Consider the following 19,354-nt stretch of genomic DNA (forward strand, 5'->3'; position numbering starts at 1 on the left):
CTTAAACTCTAAATTCTGCTCCGGTCAATGCGGACAGTCTCAAGAGGCTGGCCTCAATCATACATAAACTCAAAAGGCCGCGCTCCAAATTGATCCGCACATTGATCCGCCAGATTCAGGATCTATCGGCTTCTTCTAAGTCTTTTGAGTCTGAGTCTGCGTCTGTGATTCCCGCATGGGCGGCTCGATCCGTCAGTTCCCCATCTGCCTGCTCGGAATGTAGCCTCTGAGAATGCCCTGGCTGAGAATGCCCTGACAAATTGGCTCGTCCCGGTTGACCTTTGCGCCGCAGCACCCGATTCACCGATGAGGATAAATATCCCGGCAGGACAAACACCACCAGCGGCAACCCCGCCAGCAGCACGGTGATCCCCGTTCCTGCCACCTGCGTTCTGACGTATTGACGCGGCTGGGGCTGGGCGCTGGAGGTCATCTGTTCTAGGGGCAGCGCTGCCATCTGGAGCCAGTTCGACAGCTTTTCTGAAAGCTGGGCATTTAGCCGCAGTTGGAGGGTGGCGGTGGAAAACGACTGGACATACTCTGCCGACAAAAATGGCTTGTAGTGACGAGCATCCGGCGTAAGCTGTTTGACAAAGGACAGCGAGATGCCCTTGAGCAATTGTCGGAGTGCCTCTGTTTCGCGATCGCCCTGTTCTCGCATAAACAGGCTGTGGGTAAGCGCCTGGTTCAGGTTTTCGGGATCGCCAACACTGAGGTGCCCGCCGCCAATGACCGTGAGCAAGAGCTTGGAATCAGCCGGAAGCTGGGTAAAGGGCAACAACTGCTGGCTGACGGCGGGCATCACTGCGTCTGAAGTGCCCGATACAATCAGCGTTGGAATGCGGATCTTCGCCAGACTCTCTTCGTCAAACAGGCGACCAATCACCGGATTGAGCAGCATCACTCGCGCCACCCGGCGATCGCGCAGATCGGGCAGTTCGTCGGGCAGATCCGCCGCCGTACACTGCAACCAGTCAGCAATGGACAGGGCGACCCGCTCCGGGCTATTGCAAAACTGGCGCAGATTGGGCAAGTCGAGTCTGGCTCCGGCCAGCGCTAGCGCCGTGTAGCCGCCCAGCGAGTGGCCGATGACCACGACCTGCTGGGTATCTAGCCGCCCCCTGAGCAACGTGGAGTGACGATTCAACCGATCGAGTTCGCTCAGTAAAAAGCTGATGTCGTGAGGGCGATCGATAAACTCCTGGCTGGGCAGAAGATCGGTGCCATGTCGCCCCCGTGTCCTCCCCTGCGTAATTTCCGTGATCCAGGCGACGTTGCTGCCAGGGTGTTCCAGTGCGGCCACTGCAAAGCCATAGGAAGCCAAGTGTCTCGCCAGATAGCCCAAAAATCGGCGGTCGGCTCCAAAGCCGTGAGAAATAACGATAAGCGGGCCAGTCGTGCGATAGCTCCAGTACAAATCGACCGGAATCGTGCGGGCCCGTTCGTAGTCGCGGAAGACGAGGGACTGCTGGCGTACCCAATGCATACCGGGACGGGTCGGGTCTAGCTCCGCATGGAAGGGAGCTGCTTCAGGCACGGTCAGCTCGCGCTCCAAAATCGAGGTCAGCGCCTGACTTTGCCAGTAGGCTAGATTCATCTGCGAGGTCAGCGAGGCCACTGCCGTCAGGTCTAGCACGACTTCTGGAGCGGGAAATTCTTGCAAGAATCCCAGCAGGCTCAGCCCGTTGGCGTGGGTGGCGGCACGAGTCAGCGCCAGTTGCAGCATTTTGCGATCGCCATTGGGGATAACGCGCTCCAGTGCTGTAAGCAGGCGATCGCCCGCCGAGGAACTCAGGAGATCCTTAACCAGGCGATGCCCAGCGTTTGGATCAAGTGGAATACTGCTTTGCAGCGTGCTTTGCAGAGATGGACTAAGCAGCAGACGATAGCCCCGCAGCGACCCCTGCACATCCCCGGTCTTGGCGTAGTGCTGTAAATCGGACAATTGCACCGAAGACTGCACTGGGCCGAGCTTGATCGAGAGCTTTTTTGCCGCTGCTGCCGGATCGGCTAGGCTACCCACCAGCAGCAGCGCTCCACCCACCCAGCCCAGGGGCGATCGCCATCGCTGGGCCGTGATAAACCGCTTCAGAGGGGCAGATAAAAGCACAGATGGGACATCACGCCATCGGTCAGCAGGTGCAGGTCTTTCGGTTTTCGCGGACAGATTCTCAACTCCGGGGGCGGCGTGTCGAGTAAAAAACCGTCGAGCGTGTAGGGGCAGCAAAGGCATCGCAAACAGGTCTACAGAGCATCTCGGCAAATGAGCGGGTCGGGCAAATCAGCGAGGCTGTTGTTCTGATGGGGTTTCTGAACAGGGCATTCTGAACAGGGCGTTCCGACGAAATCCGCTGGGCTAGAAGCAGGTATTGTTAACCATACCCAGATTGCTGGTGCAACGGTATAAATCCAGCGGCATAAAATCAACAATTTGTAAGAATTTAAGATTTTGACCACCCATTAGTTAGTTTTCCCTACCTGCCAAGGTAGATTACAGCAAGTTAACAATCTGTCAGACTTCGCGGCTACAAGTCTGCTTTAGAAAACCGGGTGAGAAAATCTGGACGAGAGATCCGGCTGAGAAATTTGGACGAGATATCTAGACGGGAAAACTTGGGCGAGAAAAGTGCCCGCCAACCTTCTTATCGGGCTTCGTACAGGGCTTTATAGGGAGCTTTACAGGGGGCTTTACAGGGGATGCAGGCTGAATCTGAAGCTTGCCTTAGCTGTGGCTCAGTTCTCCCACCCGATGACCACACTGGGCGCAAAAGCGATCGCCCATCTGCACCTCGCCGCCACACTGGGTACAAAATCGCTGCTGGGACTGGCGTTCGGCACTGCCCATTCGCATCTCCAAACTGCCCATCTTCATTTGCATCGGGTTCAGGCGCATTTCCATATCGCCCATCTTTAGCTCGCCCATCTGCATCTCGCCCATTTGTAGGGGATGACCGGAATTCATCGGCGGCATTGGCTTCATGGGTTCCATTGGCTTCATGGGTTCCATTGGCTTCATGGGTTCCATTGGCTTCATGGGTTCCATCGGCGGCATTGGGTCTTCTGTCGTTTCCTGCATCGGCAGCACCGCCGCCCCCGAAAGCACAGGCACACCGTTGAGCGACTGCATCTGGCTCCCCTGCACCTGCACAAAGCGCGAGCCGTTTTCTGTCTCCACTTGCACCACCACACCGCCTGCTGTGCGAAATGCCTGGGGTGGTGCGGCCCAAGCACCCGTTTCGACCGACATTCGCTGGCTTTGCTGCTGTCCGGCGCTGGCGCTTAGAAGGGTGAGAATCGTGAGGCGATCGCGGCTTTCAATCCAGAGGCGCTGACCTGCACCCAGGTCTGTGACGTATGCCATAGCTAGCTCTTCCTTAATCTTTTCAAAGGGAATCCAGGGGAATTTCAAAAAGGTTTGGTATCATCCCTACATCCTAAACGCCAGACCCAAAGACTCTGCCCAAAACAAGCAAGGATCGGGGGGGTTGAAGCGCTAGAGGATGCTTGCGAACCAGTTCAACACTGAAAGCAGGTTTTTACAGTATCCGTTTTGGCCGATTTGGAAGACGCGGTTTGCCATAGTGGGGGGCGTGGTAAGTACACAGCAGCAGGCTGGGCGGTGTTCTAAAACTTTCTAGGTTGTTGCTTGCCCTGAGTCGATTCCCCCCTTTTAAGGGGGGCTGGGGGGATCAAAAGTGCTCTAAAGCCCGTCCTAGGGTCATTCATCCGCACCCTTTGACGAATCAAAGAAACGAGCCAGAAAAATTACTAGAAAAATTAATTTCTTTTGCCGTGAAACTGGACGACTACGACCCCGGAGATTTCTACGACGAGCTGTTTGTCGAACGAGGACAGCCTCGCCCCGAAGCGCTGCCGCTGGTTGAGCGCATCAACTCTTTGAGCATCGAGGAGTTGATGCAGCGACAGCAGTCTGCCCAAAAAGCCCTACTGCGGCTGGGGGCGACCTTCAACGTCTATAGCGATGAACAGGGCACTGAGCGGGTGTTGCCCTTCGACATTATTCCGCGCATCGTATCTGGACATGACTGGGCCTGGCTGGAGCGCGGACTCAAGCAGCGGATTGAGGCACTGAACCGCTTCTTGAGCGATATTTATGGCGAGCAAAAAATCGTCAAAGACGGACTGATTCCGGAAGACTTAATTTACTCATCTAAAGGGTTTCTCAAGCCTTGTCTGGGCATGGAGCCGCCCAACGGCATCTGGTGCCATATCACGGGGACAGATCTGGTGCGCGATCGCGACGGGCAGTGGTACGTGCTGGAAGACAACCTGCGCTGTCCCTCTGGCGCGTCCTACGTGCTGGAAAATCGCCGCGTCATGAAAACCACATTTCCGCTGGTGTTTGGGCAGATGCCGATTTTGCCTGTAGACGACTACGCGGGCCAGCTTTTGGAAACCCTGCTAAACCTGGCTCCGCCCCACCTGGACGATCCCACCGTGGTTGTGCTGACACCGGGGATGTACAACTCTGCCTATTTCGAGCATTCCTTTTTGGCGCAGCAGATGGGCGTGGAACTGGTGCAGGGCAGCGACCTGGTGGTGGCGGATGGCTATCTGCAAATGAAGACCACCAAGGGTCTTCAGCGGGTAGATGTGGTCTATCGCCGCATTGACGATGATTTTCTTGACCCCACCACGTTTCGCCCCGACTCGATGCTGGGTATTCCCGGCATTATGGAGGTCTATCGGCGCGGGCGGGTGGCGTTGGCCAATGCGCCGGGTACGGGCGTAGCCGACGACAAGGTAATCTACGCCTACGTGCCCAAGATGGTGAAATATTATCTGGGCGAAGACCAGATCATTCCCAACGTGCCGACCTATCTCTGCTGGGAGCCGCAGGATCAGGCCCATGTGTTAGCAAACTTAGACAAGCTGGTGGTGAAGGCGGCGAACGAGTCTGGCGGCTATGGAATGCTGATCGGCCCCCACGCCACGCCAGAGCAGCGCGAAGACTTTGCCGAACGCATCCGCGCCACCCCGCGCAACTATATTGCCCAGCCCACGCTTACGCTGTCTCGCGCCCCGACGCTGATGGGCGATCGCATCGAAGGGTGTCACGTCGATCTGCGGCCGTATATCCTCTACGGCAAAGAGATTTATGTGAACCCTGGCGGACTCACCCGCGTTGCCCTGCGGCGCGGCTCCCTCGTCGTCAACTCATCCCAGGGCGGCGGCACGAAGGATACGTGGGTCGTGGGCAATAGTTAGCAAGTCCAACCCTTTAACCTCTAATCTTCCTTCAATCAACTAGCCTTCCATCAATCCATCAAACAATGCTCAGCCGCGTTGCCGATTCCATCTACTGGCTTAACCGCTATATCGAGCGGGCCGAAAACGTCGCCCGATTTGTAGACGTGAACCTGAACCTGCTGCTGGATTCGCCCGTGGGCGTGGCCCAGCAGTGGGAGCCGCTGGTGCTGACGACGGGCGACCTGACGCTGTTCAAAGAGAACTATGGCGCAGCGACGGCAGACAACGTGATTCGCTTCCTTACCTTTGATGCCAAATACCCCAACTCCATCCTGTCGTGCCTGCAAATGGCCCGAGAAAACGCGCGATCGGTGCGGGAGAGCATTTCCTCGGAAATGTGGGAGCAGGTCAACGATTTTTATCTCATGGTGAAAGATGCCTGCCAGCGCCCTGATGACTTGGACTTGTCGGACTTTTTCTCGCAGGTAAAGATGTCGAGTCACCTGTTTGCAGGCGTGATGAACGCTACTATGTCGCACAACGAGGGCTGGCACTTTGGGCGGATTGGGCGGATGATCGAGCGGGCAGACAAGACCGCGCGGATTTTGGACGTGAAGTATTTCATCCTGCTGCCCTCAGTCAAAGACGTGGGCACGCCGCTGGACGAGTTGCAGTGGATCGCGCTGCTGAAATCAGCCAGCGGCTATGAGATGTATCGCAAGCGGCAGCACCGCATCACGCCGCAGGATGTGGTGAACTTTTTGGTGCTGGATCGGGAGTTTCCCCGGTCGATCCAGTTTTGCCTGCTAGAAGCCGAGCGATCGCTCCACCAGATTACGGGCAGTTCTCGCGGTGTATGGCGCAACCCAGCAGAACGGGCCCTGGGAAAACTGCGCTCCGAACTGGACTACATTACCGTTGAAGAGATCACCCAGCGTGGGCTGCACGAGTTTCTCGACGACCTGGAAACTGCGTTGAACGACATTGGCAGGAAAATCCGCGAGACGTTCTTTGCGCTGGAAGTGGTCTAGCGGGCACTGAGACTCGGCGAGTTTGGCGAATATTGGCGAATATTTCAGATGCACCTAGCTGATGGGCCTAGCTGACTAGCGCATGAAGTAGCGGGCACTGAGTCCGAGCAAGTTTGCCGGGCGAGTTTGCCGGGCGAGTTTGCTGGGCGAGTTTGGCGAAAGCAGCGGCTCGATTGGGAACGCTAGGATGGAGATCCGGCGGTGTTTCCCGCTACCTGTCTTTTCTCCTTTTCCATCGCTGCATCATGGGACTGTTTAACCGAGTCTTTCGCCCTGCCAGCCCACCGTCTTCGCCGCCTGCCCCGCTGCCCGCAAAGCCCAAATCGCTCACCGAACTTGAACGAGAGCTAGAGCATGAGCGGCGGCAGGCAATCCAGGCGCGTCCTGTGAGTGCGCCCCCGCCGCGCCGGAGTGGAAATTTTTTGGGCAAGCTGCTGGGACTGGGGCTGCTTGTTGGCGTTCCAGCGGGCATTCTCTGGGCCATCAACCTGCCCTACGCGCCGATTCGCCGCCCGGTTGCCGAAAAAGCGCCCGTGCTGCTGTTGCCCAGCTATGTCAGTATGGACAACAACTACAAGGCGGCGATCGCCCTGACGCAGCAAGCTAAACAACTGATTGACAACCCTACCCGCCCCGAAGATATTGATGCGGGTCAGCGCAAGGCCATCGAAGCGCAGAAGCGTCTAGACGAGCTACCCGTGTGGCTGCACGACTATTGGTACGACGGCTGGAGCGGGCTATATCGCTGGAGCTTCACCACCGCAGGCTTTAACAATGCCCGTATGGAAGTGGCCCGCCTGCAAGCCAAGGCCGCCCAGGAGCAAAACGCTCAAACGGCGCTGGTGACGGCAGAGCAGGCAATCGCCCAGGCTAAGCAGACTTATCAGCAGGCCGCCAACCCGGCTGACCAAGCAGGGGCGATCGCCGCTTGGCAAGCAGGTCTGCAAGACTTGGAACTAATCCCCAGCCAGACCCTCGCCGGCCGCACTGCCCGCACCCGCCACGCCGCCGCCGTCGCCGAGCTTCGCAGCACCGTTGGGCTGGCTGCCGAAAGCGCCAAGGTCAACGCGCAAATTGAAAATGCCCGCCAGTTTGCCTGGCAAGCGGCCAAAGCAGCCCAAAACCCGCCCCATACCGTAGCAGAGTGGGATCGGGTGATGGATCTGTGGAATGAGGCGATCGCCCGCCTGCGGCAAGTTCCCAGCAATGATCTGCAAGGCAAAGCCGAGGCCGAAAAACTGCTGGCCCAATATCAGGCCAACCTGGGCGAAATTCGCGTGCGCCGCGATGCCGAAGCCGAGGCTGTGCGCCGTCTGGCGCGGGTAAACCAGGAGATTCAGCAGTTTCAGCAGCTCGCAGGCAGCACCAATGCCAATTATCAAATTGGCCAGCTTAACCGCATCCTCACCGAACTGAAGGCGATCCCCAGTGGCACCACGGTTTACAAAGAGGCAGAACTGCTGACGATTCAGGCGCAGAATGCCCTAAGTAAGCTGACAGGGCAGTGAGGCATCATCATCGCCGCATCTTCGTTCCGTTCTGATAAGGTGAATATTGCAGAAGGCAGGGACTCCGTTACGGTTTGTCCTGCATTCTCCTCATCTTGCAATCTTTTAAGCTATGCCAACACCTGCTGAATTTTTGACGGCGACCCAGTGGGCGGGACTCATTACCCTGGTGGCGGGGGTGATCGCCGCCCTCGGCTTCCTGTTCCAGTGGGGCATCCGCTTCCGGTTTGTGGGCATCACCGGGTTTATGGCTGTGCTAACGGTGGGGCTATTTGCGCTCAGCCTGATGCCGATTACCCGCGTGGAAATTCCGGGTGCGGTGCGCTTTTCGACGGTTTATGACTCTGGCTCCACCCAGGTCGTGATTGCGGTTCCCCCCGATCTCACCAGAGAGCAACTCACCGCCACGCTCCAGCAGGCCGCCAACGACCTCTTTTCACCCGGCCGCCTGGGCCGCAGCGGCGAAAACCAGATGACCATCCGCGCCCGCACCGTCACCCACCCCCAGGAAGGGCTGACCCAGTTGGTATACCTGGGCCAGGTCAAGCGCTCCCTGTTCGATCGCAACGACGATAAGATGGAAATCTCTATTTTTTAATCTTTGATTTTTGATCTTTGATTTCTAAGGGATTTCTAAGGGGTGATAGAGCGACCAGGCTCATCAAGCGCTGCTTGCACCCTCCGGCGAATCCCCAGTCCCTCAAACACGCTGCACCGCAACACCGGTTACCGAACCTATGGCCAAACCCTCCTCGCCTCCGACGCTGATAACCTCCATGATTGCCCCGGCACAGGTCATGCGCGGGCAGGGGGCGATCGCCCAGGCGGCAGAGGCGATCGCGCAGTTGGGGCGGCGGCCCGTGGTGATTGGGGGCGATCGCACGCTGAAGGGAGTGCGGCCGCGGCTCCAGCCCGTGTTCAAAAAGCATTCGCTGAGCGCAACAGAGGCAAGCTACGGGGCAGATTGCAGCGAGGCTTCACTGGCCAAGCTGCGGGAGGCGATCGCCCAGCACGGTGCAGATTTCGTCATCGGCGTGGGCGGCGGCAAGGCGCTGGATGCGGCCAAGCTGGTGGCACATCAAACCAGCCTGCCAATCGTCACAATTCCCACCTCTGGTGCCACCTGTGCGGCTTGGACGGCGCTGTCCAACGTGTATTCCAAGGCGGGGGCATTTCTCTACGACGTGGGGCTGCCCCGCTGTCCTGATTTGCTGATTTTGGATTATGACCTGGTACAGACGGCGGCCCCGCGCACGCTAGTTGCGGGCATTGGCGATGCGATCGCCAAGTGGTACGAAGCCTCGGTCAGCAGCGGTCATTCGGAGCGCACGTTTCTCATTGCCGCCGTGCAGCAGGCGCGGGTGCTGCGCGACATCCTCTTCCAAAAGTCGGCCGAAGCGCTGCGATCGCCCGGTAGCGACACCTGGCAGGACGTGGTAGACGCAACGGTGCTGCTGGCGGGCGTGATCGGCGGCATCGGCGGGGCCCAGTGTCGCACGGTGGCGGCCCACGCGGTTCACAACGGGCTGACCCATTTACCTCAGAGCCACGGCACGCTGCACGGCGAAAAAGTTGCCTACGGCATTCTGGTGCAACTGCGGCTGGAGGAAATGGTGCAGGGCAACCGCCTCGCCAGCAGCGCCCGCCAGCAGCTTCTCCAGTTTTATGACGACATCGGCCTGCCCAGGACGCTGGGTGATCTGGGCCTCGGCGATATCACAATCGCTCAGTTGCAGCACGCAGCCGAAGTCGCTTGTGCAGACCATTCCGATATTCACCGCCTGCCCTTTGCCGTTACCCCAGCGCACCTGATGGCGGCGATGGTGTCCACCACAGCGCCCATTGCCGATAGCTGGGCCCAGGAGGCGGCCACAGCGCGAAACCTGGACGACGCTGATCGCGCTCCGGCTCAGCCTTCCCATCCGTCTTCTTTCCTCCTCCCCCCCGTGTCTGCGGAGGTGTCGGAATGAAACTAGACTGGATTAGCCCGGCGGATCGGCTGAGTGCGCTGCCGCCCTACGTGTTTGCGCGGCTGGATGAGCTAAAGGCGCGGGCAAGAGAGCAAGGCCTAGACCTGATCGACCTGGGCATGGGCAACCCCGATGGCCCAACGCCCCAGCCCGTCGTTGAGGCGGCGATGAAGGCGCTGCAAAATCCTGCCAACCACGGCTATCCCCCCTTTGAGGGGACTGCCAATTTTCGCAAGGCGATTACCGACTGGTATGCCCGTCGCTATGGCGTGCAGCTTGACCCCGATGGCGAGGCGCTGCCGCTGCTGGGGTCGAAGGAGGGGCTGACGCATTTATCCTTTGCCTATGTAAATCCGGGCGATGTGGTGCTGGTGCCCAGTCCGGCCTATCCGGCGCACTTTCGCGGGCCGGCGATCGCCGGAGGCGACATTTACCCACTGCTCCTGAAGCCTGAAAACAACTGGCTGATTGACCTGGCGGCAATTCCCGAAGAGGTGGCCCGCCGCGCCAAGATCCTCTACTTCAACTACCCCAGCAACCCCACTGCGGCCACTGCGCCCAGGGAGTTCTTTGAAGATGTAGTTGCCTTTGCCCGCCAGCACCAAATCCTGCTGGTTCACGATCAGGCCTACGCCGAGCTAGCGTTCGATGGCTACCAGCCCACCAGCCTGCTGGAAATTCCTGGCGCAAAGGAGATTGGCGTAGAGTTCCACACGATGTCCAAAACCTACAACATGGCGGGCTGGCGCGTTGGCTTTGTGGTGGGCAATCGCCACATTATCCAGGGCCTCCGCACCCTAAAGACCAATCTGGACTACGGCCTCTTTAGCGTCCTGCAAACGGCAGCAGAAACGGCGCTGCAACTGCCGGATGTGTATCTACATGAGGTGCAGGAACGCTACCGCACCCGCCGCGACTTTCTGATTCGCGGGCTGGGCGAACTGGGCTGGAACGTGCCCAAAACCCTGGCGACGATGTACCTCTGGGTTCCGTGCCCGCCGGGAATTGGCTCCACCGATTTTGCGCTGCATTTGCTGGGCGAAACGGGCGTAGTGGTGACACCGGGCAACGCCTTTGGGGAGGGCGGCGAAGGGTACGTGCGAATTAGCCTGATTGCTGAGTGCGATCGCCTCGGTGAAGCGCTGCGCCGCATGAAGGACGCGGGCATCCATTACAAGGCCTGGCAGTCGGGCTGAAACCGGTCTGGAACCAGGCCAGGTCAGGCAGCGTGAGAGGTCTATACCCCATTCGCTAAACTAGGCTCATCTCTCAACCCCTCTCAACCCCTCAACCCCGTCTTGCCATGTCCATTGCAAAAGACTTGGACGGTCAGGGTCTGGAACCAGCGACAGCCCCCCGCACCGCATCCAGCAATTTGCCTAGCCCGGAGCCTGCTTGGGCTGCGGGTATAGACTCTGGTCTTGACCTGGACAAGGTTCCCTTTCCACCCGGCGACCTCTACAGCGACGAACCTCCATTGGAATCTGAACTGCATCTCCGCCAAATTTTGTTGCTGATTCAGTCGCTTGAATGGCTGTGGCGCGGGCCAGACCCCAGCACCCATCGAGATTTCTACGCCTTTGGCAATCTCACCATCTACTACAGCCTGCGCGAGCGCAAATCAGAGGACTTTCGCGGGCCGGACTTTTTTGTGGTGTTGGGGGCCGACCCCAAGCCCCGCAAAAGCTGGGTCGTGTGGGAAGAGGGCGGCAAATATCCCAACGTCATCATTGAACTGCTGTCGGATTCGACGGCTCATGTCGATCGCGGGCTGAAAAAACAGCTCTATCAAGACACCTTCCGCACGCCCGACTACTTCTGGTTTGACCCCCATACGCTGGAGTTTTGCGGATTTCACCTGCTAGACGGACGCTACCAGCCCCTCGAAACCGACTCGCGGGGCTGGCTGTGGAGCGAACAGCTTCAGCTATTCTTGGGAATTCAGGATCGCAAGCTGCGGTTTTTTACCCCAGACGGGCAGCTTGTACCAATCCCTGAAGAAGCGACCGCCATCGAGCGGCAGCGGGCGGAAGAAGAGCGACAGCGGGCAGAAGAAGAACGGCTGCGGGCGGAACAGGCCGAAGCACTCCTCGCACAGTATCGGGCGCGGTTCGGCGAGTTGCCCAGCGAGTAGCGCTTCGGCGGTTGCCTGGGTTGAGGGCGATCGCCCCTCCAGTTGCTTCTCAACCAGTTGCCTCTTAAGCTTCCCCTGACCAGCCCTAAACCATTGCGCTGAACCGGGCATTCACCTCTTCCATAGACACATCTTCGACGTGGGTCGCAAGCGTCCAGACGTGACCGAACGGATCGGCCAGCGTACCCGCGCGATCGCCATAGAACTGATTTTCCACGGGGCGAATTTCCGTTGCCCCTGCGGCGATCGCCCGATTAAACAGCGAATCCACATCTTCTACATAGACCATCAGGCTGACAGGCGTTCCGCCAATGGCTTGGGCGCTGCGATGATCCATCTCCGGAAACTCGTCGGACAGCATGATGGGCGAGTTGCCGATTTTGATTTCGGCGTGGGCCAGCTTGCCCGATGGGTCAGCCAGGCGCATTAGCTCCGTTGCCCCAAACGCCTGCTCATAGAAGGCGATCGCCCCTGCCGCGTCATGCACAATCAGATACGGAGTCACCGCTGGATATCCATCAGGAATCGGTTTGACTGCCATCGTGATCGCCTCCCAAAAAAAGAACATGTGTACTATATCACAGCGTAACGACCCTCGCGCAGCGCCAAAATTAAAATTAATGCTCCGTTTTTGCGATTTCTCAGTACACTTTTGGGCAATGTGATGTTGCAGTGTTGCAGTGTGTGTTGCAGCGGTTGATTCTCAGGGCTAGCTCCCACAGTTGGCTCATACCGTACTGCTCACACCGTATTGCACACTGTATAGCAGCGATATCGCGGAACTCCTCCACCCGGTTTTGAACAACGCTATGAACTCCAAACTCGTTTCTCTAGGGCTGTTGGCTGCGCTGGGTGTGGCCCTGCCTGCCCGCGCCGAAAATCTTGAGCATGTGCAGCGGTTGCTTGCAAATCGTCAGTGCCAGCAGTGTGATTTGCACCGGGCGGGGCTGGTGTTCACCAATCTGTCGGGGGTAGATGTCAGCCGTTCTGACCTGAGTTTGGCGAACCTGAACCGGGCAAACTTGCAAGGGGCAAACCTGCAAGGGGCAAACCTGCAAGGGGCGGTCTTGTCCTATGCCAATCTGGGTGGAGCCGACCTGCGTGGGGCAGATTTGCGCGGGGCAGACTTGCGCGAAGCCTACCTCTATGGCGCAAATCTGACCGGGGCGCTGCTGGACGGGGCAAACCTGTGGCGGGCGATTGGGCTGCCCGAAAACCTGGTGTCGGTGGAGCAGTTGTACCTCTGGGGGTTGGCAGAGGCGCAGCGCGGCAACTTCCCCGATGCGATTCAGTATTTCAATCAGAGCCTTAGTCGCCAGCCTGACTTTTCAAGCGCGATGCTGGCGCGGGGCATTGCGCGGCTTCAGTTGGGCGATGAAGCAGGGGCAATGGAAGACGGACGGCAGGCCCAGCAAATGTTTTTGGCCCAGGGAAACATTCCAGGGCAGCAGCTTTCAGAGCGGTTTGTCACTGGGATTGAGCAAGTGCTGGCAGCCGAAGAGCGGGAACGGCGGGCCCAGCGGCGCAGCAACGGGGTTGGCAATGTGGTTAGTGCTCTTGGGGGCTTGGCGAGTTTGTTTTTACGCTTTTTGCTGTAGGGCCAGCGCTCTGAGGGCTGAGGCTCTGGAAATAGAGCCAGCCGACGATTCCCAAAAACGCCAGGTAGGCGATCGCCTGTGCCAGATACAGCTGGTCGCGGTAGCCCAGCAGCGCCTTTAGCAGCACGCCGGGAAATTTTTTGTCGGGCAGCACGGCGCGGGCATCCCACACCTGCGGCCCCAGCACGCAGTCTGGCCCGGCGCTAAAGCAGAGATTTGCCCAGGCGGGATGAAGTTGCACCCAGGCGGCGATCGCCAGGTCTACATGACGCAGCATGGAGATCACCAGCCCCGACACGATCAGCAGCAGCAGCACCCCCATCACCTGAAAGAAGCGCCTCAGGTTGATTTTCACGCCCAGTTGAAACAGCAGCACCCCAATGGTCACTGCGCCCACCAAGCCCGCTATCGCGCCCAGCGCCGGAGCCAGCCCGTCCTGAAACTGCGCCGCCAGAAACAGCACCGTCTCGAATCCTTCCCGCAGCACGGCAATGGTGATTAGCCCAAACACGCCCCAGCCTGCGCCGTCTTGCTGCAAAGCCGACGTGACCGCACCTTCCACCTCTGCCTTGAGGCTGCGGGCCTGCCGCGTCATCCACACCAGCATCCAGCTCAGGAGGGCGATCGCCACCAGCCCAAATCCCGCCTCCATCGCCTGCCGCAGCACAGGGGCATAGCGCTGCTGAGACTGGTTCAGCGCCGTCAGCACGCCGCCCAGCAGCACACCCACCAGCACGCTGCCCGCCAGCCCTGCGCCAATGCCGCCGTAGACCCACGGGTTCAACCGGGACTGGCCCGCCTTGCTGAGGCAGGCCAGCACGATGCCCACCACCAGCGCCGCCTCTACGCCCTCGCGCAACGTCACCACAAATGCAGGCAAAGCAGCCGTTAAATCCATTGGTTCAAACAGCCCCAACTCAAGAACAGACTCGCAAGTATTGACGGTTACAACCGCAATTACAACCGCCATTACAACCAGGGATTGCAACCAGGGATTGCAACCAGGAATTGCAACCAAGAATTGCAACCAGCATCGCAACCAGGGATTGCAACCAGGAATTGCAACCAGCATCGCAATCAACGATTACACCTGTGATTCTACTCTGCTGCTGCTACAGGCGGCGAGATGGGGCTGGGTGTTGGGGGCGATCGCCGTTAAAGCGTCGGGCAAAGCGTCGGGCTGCGGCGCTTCCTGATGAGGCATATCCAGCGGACACTCGCAGACCCCCTGCTGAAGCCAGCGCATCCCCACCTGATGTAGCGCCGCCATCACGGGCTGAATTTCTCGGCCCTTGTCCGTCAACCGATACTCCACACGGGGCGGAATCTCTGCATAGACCGTCCGCTCAATGAGTCCGTGTTCTTCTAGCTCCCGCAGCCGCGCCATCAGCGTTTTGGTGCTTAGCCCTGGCAGTGCATCGAGAAATTCATGGGTTCGGCGGGCAGGGCGACCATTCTGATTTGGCGCACTGGCAAACAGCTCGCGCAAAATCAAAATTGCCCACTTGCTGCCAATCAAGTCAAGCGTAAACTGAATCGGGCATTTGAAATCAGAGGAAGAATAAGAGCGAGAATCCAACGGACTATCTCCTGAACTTTGGGGGTGTAATTGATCTATCTCAGGATTAGCAAGTGATCCATCCAATAGCTTCTTCGACCCGATACCAGGCTATTAGTGCAAGGGATACGAATTCGTCAGGTTTAACGTTTTCTTCCGGTTCCGCCCAAATCCAGCACCCATCTGATTCTTTTCCTCTGGGTAACTGGGTGTGCATTCTGGAAACTGTCTTGTCCTCCTGAGGCACGTCTTTCATCATGGGGGCAAAGGCAAGTACTCGACAAACCGCTGCCTTAGTCCTGCTGTCATCTGGGCACTTGTGCATCGGTACATTCCATCCCGCTTCAAGCTGCCCGTTGCACACTCACTTTTTGGAGAATTGGCTGAATGGTTAAGTTACTCGTTGGCGTGCTGGTGTTTGTGATCAACCAGATTTATCACGATCGCCCGATTCCTCGGTTTTACGTCCTGGAAACTGTGGCTCGCGTTCCCTACTTTTCTTACCTGTCGGTTTTGCATTTGTACGAGACGCTGGGATTGTGGCGGCGTGTGGAGTGGCTCAAGGTTCACTTTGCCGAGTCCTGGAACGAGCTACACCATCTGCTGATTATGGAAGCGCTGGGGGGCAGCCAACATTGGGGCGATCGCCTTCTAGCCCGCAGCGTTGCCTTGCTCTACTACTGGATTATCGTGGCGTTGTATATTATCTCACCCAAGTCGGCGTATCACTTTATGGAGCTAGTAGAGGAACATGCCTATCATACCTACGACCTGTTCTTGGTGCAGGAAGGCGAAACCCTAAAGGCTCAGCCTGCTCCTCAAGTAGCCCTTGAATATTACCAAACGGGCGATCTGTATCTGTTTGATGCGTTTCAAACGGCCCATCCTCCGCAGGAGCGTCGTCCAGCAATTAACAATCTGTATGACGTGTTTGTTGCCATTCGCGATGATGAGCGAGAACACGTAAAAACGATGGTGGCCTGTCAGCAAGCAGACCATACCGGCAGACTCGGCTACGAACCCCTTCAGGAATTGCCGTCAAACACCGTCGCAGAGCCAGTTTTGATTGAGAAAGCTGAGGAAAAAGAAGCCGTGACGCGCTCATAGGCAGGAGAGTCAGGCTCAGAAAGAGCATTAAGGAGCATTAAGGAGCCTCAAAACTGGATGCGTATTGAGCCTGACCCTGAGCTTGCCTTGACCCTCACGTTGCAGGAATTTTGTAGGGATTGATGATGGCACTGTTCAGCTTGTGAGGAAACTAGAGAGAAGGTTTGGTGAAGCCCAAAGATCCTCCTGCTGGTTTTGCTGAAGCACAGTTGGGCACGCAGTTGGAAGCGCAGTTGGAAGCACGTCTGGAAGCGCATTTGGAAACGCAGTTGGAAACGTATTTGGAGACACACACTGCGCTAACGCTTGAAGATCGTAGACGCTACACCGCCGACTCAGATCCACACCTACTCACACCAGTTAAGGAGTCCCTATGCAGGTTACTACGATTCAAGAATTGGAAACGCTGATCGAACAAGTCAAGGCAGCCCAGGCTCAATACGCAACCTATACCCAGAGCCAGGTAGACTGGATTTTTAAGCAAGCTGCTCAGGCGGCTAATGCCCACCGGATTGATCTGGCCAAGCTGGCCGTTGCAGAAACCGGGATGGGCATTGTTGAGGACAAGGTGATCAAAAACCACTTTGCCTCGGAAATTATCTACAACAAGTACAAGCATGAGCGCACCTGCGGGCTGATCGAAGAAGATGATACCTTTGGCATTCAAAAAATTGCCGAACCTGTGGGCATTCTGGCAGGCATTGTGCCCACAACGAACCCAACTTCGACCGCCATTTTCAAGTCGCTCATTTCCCTGAAAACCCGCAATGCCATTATTTTTTCACCCCATCCCCGTGCCAAGCGCTGCACAGTTGAAGCAGCCCGACTAATTCTTCAGGCGGCTGTGGCGGCCGGTGCGCCGGATCACATCATTGGCTGGATTGATGAGCCATCGGTGGAGCTATCGCAGGCCTTGATGCAGCACCCGGATATCAAGCTGATTTTGGCGACGGGCGGGCCGGGGATGGTGCAGGCTGCTTACTCATCCGGGCATCCGTCGCTGGGGGTGGGTGCAGGAAACACGCCCGCCGTGATTGCCGAAAGCGCGGATATTCAAACGGCAGTGAGTTCTATCTTACTCAGCAAAACGTTTGATAACGGCATGATTTGCGCGTCGGAGCAGTCGGTGATTGTGGTTGAGCCAATCTACGACGCAGTGAAGCAAGAGTTTACGACACGGGGCGCTTATTTCCTGAAGCCAGAGGAGAAGGCGAAACTGGGCGAACAGATTGTGCAGAATGGGCGGCTCAATGCGGCGATTGTGGGTCAGTCGGTGCAAACGCTGGCGAAGCTGGCGGGAATCTCGGTGCCGCCACAAACCAAGGTGCTGATGGCTGAAACCGACCGAGTGGCCCTAGATGAGGCGTTTGCCTGGGAAAAACTGTCGCCGATTCTGGCGTTTTATCGGGCAGCAAACTTTGAAGGGGCGATCGCCCGCGCCGAGGAGCTAATTAACTTTGGCGGCAAGGGGCACACCGCCGCGCTCTACATCGACACCGCTCAGCGTTCCGAAATTCAGCTTTTTGAAACCCGAATGCAGACAGGGCGCGTGCTGATCAACACACCGGCCTCCCAAGGAGCAATTGGCGACTTGTATAACTTCAGGCTTGACCCGTCGCTGACGCTGGGCTGCGGCACTTGGGGGGGCAACTCGGTCTCTGGCAATGTCACTGTGCATCACCTGCTGAATATCAAAACCGTGTCGCAGCGGCGCGAAAACATGCTTTGGTTCCGCGTGCCGCCGAAGGTTTACTTCAAAAGCGGCTGCTTGCCAATGGCACTGGGCGACTTGGCGGGCAGGCGGCGGGCATTTATTGTGACCGATAAGCCGCTCTTTGACCTAGGCATGGTCAACCCTGTCACGCGGGTTCTGGAGAATTTGGAAATTCGCTACGACGTGTTTCACGATGTCGAACCTGACCCGACGCTATCGAATGTGAATCGCGGGCTGGAGCAGTTGCGGCGGTTTCAGCCGGACGTGATTATTGCGCTGGGCGGCGGCTCGCCGATGGATGCGGCCAAGATCATGTGGCTGATGTATGAGCAGCCGGAGGTGGAATTTGCGGGCGTGGCTATGCGGTTTATGGACATTCGTAAGCGGGTGTATGAACTGCCGCCGCTGGGTCAAAAAGCCCTGCTGGTGGCGATTCCGACTACCTCAGGAACGGGGTCTGAGGTCACGCCTTTTGCCGTGGTTACGGATGACCGGGAGGGCATTAAATATCCCCTGGCAGACTATGCCCTGACTCCTAGCATGGCGATTGTAGACCCGGATCTGGTGCTGACGATGCCGCCCAAGCTGACGGCCTGGAGCGGGATTGACGCGCTGACCCATGCAGTTGAAGCCTATGTGTCGGTGTTTGCGACGGACTTTACCAACGGGCTGGCGCTAGAGGCGATCGCCCTTCTGTTCCAATATCTGCCGCGCTCCTATCGCAACGGGGGCCGCGATCCCGAAGCCCGCGAACGGGTTCACTATGCCGCCACGATTGCGGGCATGGCCTTTGCCAATGCGTTTTTGGGCATCTGCCATTCGATGGCGCACCAGCTTGGCGCGGTGTTCCACGTTCCGCACGGGTTGGCCAATGCGCTGTTAATTTCCCATGTGATTCGCTACAACGCTACGGATCAGCCCTTTAAGCAGGCGATCTTCCCGCAATACAAATATCCCAACGCCAAGGCCCGCTACGCCCAGATCGCCGACCATCTGCACCTGGGGGGCAACACAGCCGATGAAAAGGTGGAACGGCTGATCATCGCAGTGGAAGAACTGAAGCGCAATGTCGAGATTCCGGCAACCCTGGCGGAAGCGCTCAGTCAGATGGGTCAGGCCTCCTATCCGGGGGGCGATCGCGCTTCGTTCTATGCCCAGCTAGATAACCTGGCCAACCGCGCCTTCGACGACCAATGCACGGGGGCAAATCCTCGCTACCCGCTGATTCAAGACCTGAAGGAGCTATTTGTGTTGGCCTACGAGGGACCCCAGGCCGATCCAGACGACGTGCCGCTGTGCTATCGCGCAGAAATTGCCCGCGCCAGTCAGCAGCTTGCGCCAAACCCCAGCGAGCATGAACCTGCGAACGTAGGCGATCTGTCTGCCTCGGTAATGGCGGAGATGCCCTCGATTCCCTCTTTAGCGGCGGACGACTCATAGCCCCCCGGCGCGGGGCCGGCCCGGAATCTGGCTGGCCCCGCGAACCCGCCGCTTTTTCTGATTTCAGGTCTTACCTTCAAGTC

General features: G+C 58.0%; 14 protein-coding genes and 1 pseudogene. 10 read left to right on the forward strand and 5 right to left on the reverse strand.

The features are described from left to right. Positions 1 to 115: 115 nt before the first annotated feature. Both JTM80_RS11100 and JTM80_RS11105 read right to left on the reverse strand, forming a co-directional pair. Positions 116 to 2,110 carry an alpha/beta hydrolase gene (locus JTM80_RS11100; RefSeq protein ID WP_172358045.1) on the reverse strand — a complete coding sequence of 665 codons (1,995 nt, stop codon included), beginning with the start codon at positions 2,108 to 2,110 and terminating at the stop codon, positions 116 to 118. Between the two features lie 612 nt (positions 2,111 to 2,722). Further along, a complete protein-coding gene (locus tag JTM80_RS11105) occupies positions 2,723 to 3,361 on the reverse strand; it encodes a zinc ribbon domain-containing protein (protein WP_172358044.1) in 639 nt (212 codons plus the stop codon). Positions 3,362 to 3,792: 431 nt separating this feature from the next. Between JTM80_RS11105 and JTM80_RS11110 the strand changes: the two genes are divergently transcribed. The 7 genes from JTM80_RS11110 to JTM80_RS11140 all read left to right on the forward strand — a co-directional run bounded on the left by JTM80_RS11110 (position 3,793) and on the right by JTM80_RS11140 (position 11,854). Beyond that, entirely contained in the window at positions 3,793 to 5,229 is a 1,437-nt protein-coding gene (locus tag JTM80_RS11110) for a circularly permuted type 2 ATP-grasp protein (protein WP_172358043.1), read from the forward strand. A 65-nt stretch (positions 5,230 to 5,294) separates the two neighbouring features. After that, positions 5,295 to 6,242, forward strand: a complete 948-nt coding sequence (locus tag JTM80_RS11115) for an alpha-E domain-containing protein (RefSeq protein ID WP_172358042.1) — start codon at positions 5,295 to 5,297, stop codon at positions 6,240 to 6,242. A 245-nt stretch (positions 6,243 to 6,487) separates the two neighbouring features. Further along, positions 6,488 to 7,750, forward strand: a complete 1,263-nt coding sequence (locus tag JTM80_RS11120) for a hypothetical protein (RefSeq protein WP_172358041.1) — start codon at positions 6,488 to 6,490, stop codon at positions 7,748 to 7,750. A 112-nt stretch (positions 7,751 to 7,862) separates the two neighbouring features. Beyond that, positions 7,863 to 8,348, forward strand: a complete 486-nt coding sequence (locus tag JTM80_RS11125; RefSeq protein WP_205371189.1) for a Ycf51 family protein — start codon at positions 7,863 to 7,865, stop codon at positions 8,346 to 8,348. A gap of 139 nt (positions 8,349 to 8,487) precedes the next feature. After that, positions 8,488 to 9,720, forward strand: coding sequence for an iron-containing alcohol dehydrogenase family protein (locus JTM80_RS11130; RefSeq protein WP_172358039.1), 1,233 nt, complete (start codon positions 8,488 to 8,490; stop codon positions 9,718 to 9,720). Further along, positions 9,717 to 10,916 (forward strand): aspartate aminotransferase, encoded by a 1,200-nt coding sequence (locus tag JTM80_RS11135; RefSeq protein WP_172358038.1) that lies wholly within the window; start codon positions 9,717 to 9,719, stop codon positions 10,914 to 10,916. The genes JTM80_RS11130 and JTM80_RS11135 overlap by 4 nt, the downstream gene beginning before the upstream one ends. 107 nt (positions 10,917 to 11,023) lie before the next feature. Continuing rightward, a complete protein-coding gene (locus tag JTM80_RS11140; protein WP_172358037.1) occupies positions 11,024 to 11,854 on the forward strand; it encodes a Uma2 family endonuclease in 831 nt (276 codons plus the stop codon). An 85-nt stretch (positions 11,855 to 11,939) separates the two neighbouring features. Here JTM80_RS11140 and JTM80_RS11145 read toward each other — a convergent pair whose 3' ends face one another. Beyond that, complete coding sequence (locus JTM80_RS11145) at positions 11,940 to 12,395, reverse strand: VOC family protein (RefSeq protein ID WP_172358036.1); 456 nt, start codon at positions 12,393 to 12,395, stop codon at positions 11,940 to 11,942. Positions 12,396 to 12,663: 268 nt separating this feature from the next. Here JTM80_RS11145 and JTM80_RS11150 point away from each other — a divergent pair, with 268 nt between their 5' ends. Then, positions 12,664 to 13,452 carry a pentapeptide repeat-containing protein gene (locus JTM80_RS11150; protein ID WP_172358035.1) on the forward strand — a complete coding sequence of 263 codons (789 nt, stop codon included), beginning with the start codon at positions 12,664 to 12,666 and terminating at the stop codon, positions 13,450 to 13,452. Here JTM80_RS11150 and JTM80_RS11155 read toward each other — a convergent pair. After that, positions 13,403 to 14,350 carry an FTR1 family protein gene (locus JTM80_RS11155; protein WP_172359042.1) on the reverse strand — a complete coding sequence of 316 codons (948 nt, stop codon included), beginning with the start codon at positions 14,348 to 14,350 and terminating at the stop codon, positions 13,403 to 13,405. The genes JTM80_RS11150 and JTM80_RS11155 overlap by 50 nt on opposite strands. A 306-nt stretch (positions 14,351 to 14,656) precedes the next feature. Continuing rightward, positions 14,657 to 15,031: pseudogene (locus JTM80_RS11160) on the reverse strand (winged helix-turn-helix transcriptional regulator); the annotation flags it as partial. Between the two features lie 366 nt (positions 15,032 to 15,397). Between JTM80_RS11160 and JTM80_RS11165 the strand changes: the two are divergent. Next, positions 15,398 to 16,117: an alternative oxidase gene (locus JTM80_RS11165; protein WP_172358033.1), complete on the forward strand. Its 720-nt coding sequence runs from the start codon at positions 15,398 to 15,400 to the stop codon at positions 16,115 to 16,117. A gap of 373 nt (positions 16,118 to 16,490) precedes the next feature. Then, on the forward strand, positions 16,491 to 19,271 hold the full coding sequence (gene adhE, locus JTM80_RS11170; protein ID WP_172358032.1) for a bifunctional acetaldehyde-CoA/alcohol dehydrogenase: 2,781 nt from the start codon (positions 16,491 to 16,493) through the stop codon (positions 19,269 to 19,271). The last annotated feature ends 83 nt before the right edge of the window (positions 19,272 to 19,354 follow it).

The sequence above is a fragment of the Thermoleptolyngbya sp. PKUAC-SCTB121 genome, assembly GCF_016919485.1.
Taxonomy (GTDB): domain Bacteria; phylum Cyanobacteriota; class Cyanobacteriia; order Elainellales; family Elainellaceae; genus Thermoleptolyngbya; species Thermoleptolyngbya sichuanensis.